This is a genomic window from Mesorhizobium sp. M7A.F.Ca.CA.002.04.1.1 (assembly GCF_004022805.1).
GTDB lineage: Bacteria > Pseudomonadota > Alphaproteobacteria > Rhizobiales > Rhizobiaceae > Mesorhizobium > Mesorhizobium ciceri.
On record NZ_RZPL01001184.1, the window covers coordinates 1 to 820 of the forward strand.

The following is an 820-nucleotide window of genomic DNA, read 5'->3' on the forward strand; positions in this document are numbered from 1 at the left end:
CGTGGATATTGACCATTCGATCACGGGCACGAGGAAGATCGAGCATTTTTTAGCTCCCTTTGGTGCAACGCTTCGAGGTTGTCCTTCGCGGTAGCTGCCTTGAACCTGGCCTTCGCGATTCCAGTTTCTAACCGCTGGAGGACTTCAAGGTTCCCGCCTATTTGCGGACAGAGCCGCTCGCTCCACCGGGATAGCGACCGGTCTCTTGGCCGCTCGGGTCGCGACACTGTCCCGGACGGCGGCAGTCGGGGGTTGCTCAAGCGCAAAGATGCCCCAGTTATCACCAGCGAACCGAAAGCTGGAGATGTCGATGAACGACAAGGCTGCCGCGACGCCGCAGGCTATCGGCCACGAACGGATCGACCTCATGGACCGTTACTGGCGCGCCGCGAATTACATCTCGGTCGGCCAGATCTATCTGCTCGACAATCCGCTGTTGCGCGAACCGTTGAAGGCCGAGCACGTCAAGCCTCGGTTGCTTGGCCATTGGGGCACGACGCCGGGCCTGAATTTTCTCTACCTGCATCTGAACCGCGTTATCCGCGAACGCGACTTCGATGTTCTGTTTATCTGCGGCCCGGGCCATGGCGGTCCCGCAATGGTCGCCAACACATGGCTCGAGGGCACCTATAGCGAGATCTATCCCGATATCGGGCAGGGCGAAGACGGCCTCAGGAAACTGTTCCGGCAGTTTTCCTTTCCCGGTGGCGTGCCAAGCCATGCCGCGCCCGAGACGCCAGGCTCCATCCATGAGGGCGGCGAATTGGGATATGCATTGGTTCATGCCTTCGGTGCGGCCTTCGACAATCCGGGTCTGGTG

Annotated in this window: 1 pseudogene; it reads left to right on the forward strand. The window is 60.2% G+C overall.

What is annotated here, in order from left to right:
- Positions 1 to 310 precede the first annotated feature (310 nt).
- Positions 311 to 820, forward strand: a pseudogene (locus tag ENZ75_RS33165) (phosphoketolase); the annotation flags it as partial.